This window comes from uncultured Methanobrevibacter sp., from assembly GCF_946184425.1.
In the GTDB taxonomy this organism is placed as follows: domain Archaea; phylum Methanobacteriota; class Methanobacteria; order Methanobacteriales; family Methanobacteriaceae; genus Methanocatella.
Map to the genome: position 1 here is coordinate 1 of NZ_CAMHFP010000080.1, position 3,033 is coordinate 3,033.

Here is a 3,033-nt window from a genome sequence, read left to right on the forward strand (position 1 = left end):
GATTTAATGTCTAATACTTTAGGAGTTGCTTCTCCATCATAATCAACATAAAATTTAATTTCTTTTCTGTTAAAAACTTTATTTTCTTTTTCTTCAATAAATTCAATTTCCATTATAAAACCTCATTTATTTATTCTTCAATAAATCCGTCAATAAGCTTTTGAGCTTTATCTACCATGTCAGAAACTTTTAAAAGTACTAATCCTTCATTTGGTTGACCATATAAGATTGTAGTTTCTGGACTTGCCATTAAGATGCAAGGAAGAACTGCAAGATCTTCTTCCCCTGCTACTTCAATTACATAACATTCGCCAGTGTTAGATAATTCAAGAGCGCTGCCTATGGTTTCCCATAGATCATCTGTAATAGTTCCCGCAGGATTATCAACTTTTAAAATATGATCTGCATGAATAATTTCATGAGTATGATTTTTTCTTTGAATTAAATTATCAATAATTCCAATATTAGGATAAATCTCATATTTTGTAAGATTACCAAAAGTTGCATCACCGACAGAAATTAAAAACTCAGAAGATTTTATTTCTTCAATAGCATCTTCAAAGTCAGGATATAATTTACCTAATGGCTTTTTTAACTCAACAATTATATCTTTATTTAATTCTGCATCTAAACGTAACACAAAAAACCCTCTATCTTACTCTTAAACAATATTCACCTGGAATTTTAATATTTAATTCCTTAGCTATTGCTGAATCTTCTGGATCTGTAATAATTAAAAGACCACTCCAATTATCAGAAGTTGGACTTCCACATGATGGACAATGATCTTTATTTGAAATCATTTTACAAACAGTACAAGCTTTCATTCTCCACCCTTCTTACTTTTTTGTTTAGCTTCTTCAATCCATTCAAATCTACCTAAATTATTTTGCCTCATTGTTAGTGGAATTTTAGAATTCCTACTATTCTCAATATTATTGGTAGATTCGTCTTTAATTGAAACACTAACGGCTCTAGCTCTGACTAAGTCACCTACATCTAAAGTTTTATTAGATTCCTTAGCGATTAATGCCACTCTTTTAGGGTCATAATTTATATAATCATCAGTAACTTGAGAAACATGTATTAAACCATCCATAGGTCCAATTCTCACAAAAGCTCCGTAATCAACAATATCAATTACTTCTCCATCAAAAATTTCATGTTGTTCTGGTTTAAAGAAAATTGCTTCAAAGACAACATTATGATATGCAGCACCATCACCCATAATGAGTCTGCCTTCACCAATTTCATATATATCATTAACACAGATAAGTAAACCAAGTTTTTTATCTAAACGACCCTCATAAGTTTCGTTTAAAGTTTGAATAGCAACTTCTTTGAGAGGATCACCAAATCTGTAAGGTGGAATTCTTACTGTATCCTCTATTTTTGTTTTATAATACAAAATAATCCCTCATTTATTAATAAGTTTAATTAATATTATATTTTACCTTCAACAGCAATATATTTTTTTTGTCTTAAATATGCTACTGTGATTCCTTTATCTTTCGCACGATTTTTTAATTCAATATCATTTGTAGCTAAAACTTCTGAAACTCTAAGTAACGCATCATCCACAGTTTCATTTTCTAATAATGAAATATCCTTTATTTCAATTTTTGAAGAATTAGCTAACTTTAAGGCCAAATTTGCATTTAACCTTATTTTACCTTTATTATTTCTTTTCAAACCCTTCAATTCATTGATAACAAAGCTCGGAGTAGTTAATTTATAAGAAGGTAATATTTTTTCAAGTTCAGTGATTATATCCACATTGAACTGAAAAGGAACCATAAAAAAATTGGTATCAATTACAACTTCTTTAGAGTTCATTATTTGCCCTCTATTTGATAATACCGTAACCTATTAATCTCCAACGTGCACCGACTCTACGACTTAAAGCAACCCTATCTCCAGGACTTGCGCAAACTGGTAACTTAAGAGTGACTTCAACATTATTTTTCTTAGTTGAAGTAACAACACCAATTGTAGTTGTAGTACCACAATTAATCATTAACGCTTCTTTAATTTTAATCGGAGCAACGTCACGTTCCTCTTTAGTACCCACTACACGATCAAGTAAATTAGCTTCCATTTTAAAGCTATTTAATACATCAGGTAATGTACCTTCTTCACCAGCGACAGTTCCAGATAATGAATCTGATTTAGTTAAAGACGGGTCTAATTTTGTTGCAATACCTACAAGTCCACCAGGACCTATTTCTTCAACCTGTTCTCCATTAGCTTCAAGCCCAATAATTTCAGATTTAAGAGTGATTCTTTCGCCATTATTAGTAGGACCTGGCCTGATTTCAATAGTATCACCAAGTTTAAATTTACCTTGGACCAAAGTTCCACCAATGACTCCTCCTTTAATCTTATCAGCACCTGAACCAGGTTTGTTAATATCAAATGATCTTGCTACATGCATTAATGTAGAATCTTCTGTATTTCTTTCTGGAGGTTGAATTTGCTTAAGCATTGCTTCGATTAATATATCTACATTAGCACCTTGCTGAGCGGATACTGGAATAATTAAAGCATCTTCAGCACAAGTTCCTTTAACAAATTCTTTAATTTCATTATAACTTTCAATAGCTCTTTCTTTTGAAACAATATCAATTTTATTCTGAACTACAATAACATCTTTTACACCAATAACATCTAGTGCCATAAGATGTTCTTTAGTTTGTGGTTGTGGACAAGACTCATTTGCAGCAATTACTAAAACTGCACCATCCATAATTGCGGCACCAGATAACATAGTTGCCATGAGAGTTTCGTGACCTGGAGCATCAACAAAGGATACTTTTCTAATTAATTCAGTTTCGCTGCCACAGATTTCACATTTTTCAGAAGTAGTATAACATTCAGGTTCATCACATTTAGGACATTTCCTAAATTCAATATCAGCATAACCTAAACGAATTGAAATACCTCTTTTTGTTTCCTCACTGTGAGTATCAGTCCATATTCCTGATAATGCTTTAGTAAGAGTAGTCTTACCATGGTCTACGTGACCAACTAAAC

General features: G+C 31.7%; 5 protein-coding genes and 1 pseudogene. All 6 read right to left on the reverse strand.

Translation table 11 applies throughout. The features are described 5' to 3' along the window. Window positions 1-113, reverse strand: a pseudogene (locus Q0P94_RS10445) (30S ribosomal protein S24e); the annotation flags it as partial. A gap of 17 nt (window positions 114-130) precedes the next feature. Then, entirely contained in the window at window positions 131-640 is a 510-nt protein-coding gene (locus Q0P94_RS10450; RefSeq protein WP_295116396.1) for a GTP-dependent dephospho-CoA kinase family protein, read from the reverse strand. Between the two features lie 10 nt (window positions 641-650). Beyond that, entirely contained in the window at window positions 651-827 is a 177-nt protein-coding gene (gene spt4 / locus Q0P94_RS10455; protein ID WP_292605391.1) for a transcription elongation factor subunit Spt4, read from the reverse strand. Beyond that, on the reverse strand, window positions 824-1,408 hold the full coding sequence (locus Q0P94_RS10460) for a DNA-directed RNA polymerase (protein ID WP_295116401.1): 585 nt from the start codon (window positions 1,406-1,408) through the stop codon (window positions 824-826). Before Q0P94_RS10460 ends, spt4 begins: the two co-directional genes overlap by 4 nt. A 35-nt stretch (window positions 1,409-1,443) precedes the next feature. Beyond that, window positions 1,444-1,836 (reverse strand): PIN domain-containing protein, encoded by a 393-nt coding sequence (locus Q0P94_RS10465; protein ID WP_295116404.1) that lies wholly within the window; start codon window positions 1,834-1,836, stop codon window positions 1,444-1,446. Window positions 1,837-1,846: 10 nt separating this feature from the next. Continuing rightward, window positions 1,847-3,033, reverse strand: a 1,187-nt coding sequence (locus tag Q0P94_RS10470; RefSeq protein ID WP_295116407.1) for a translation initiation factor IF-2 subunit gamma, incomplete at its 5' end; no start/stop codon positions are given.

What these genes read in the sequence shown, in the direction of transcription:
- Q0P94_RS10465 (WP_295116404.1), bottom strand. Translation starts at nt 1,836, where the DNA reads ATGAACTCTAAAGAAGTTGTAATTGATACCAATTTTTTTATGGTTCCT.
- spt4 (WP_292605391.1), bottom strand. Translation starts at nt 827, where the DNA reads ATGAAAGCTTGTACTGTTTGTAAAATGATTTCAAATAAAGATCATTGT.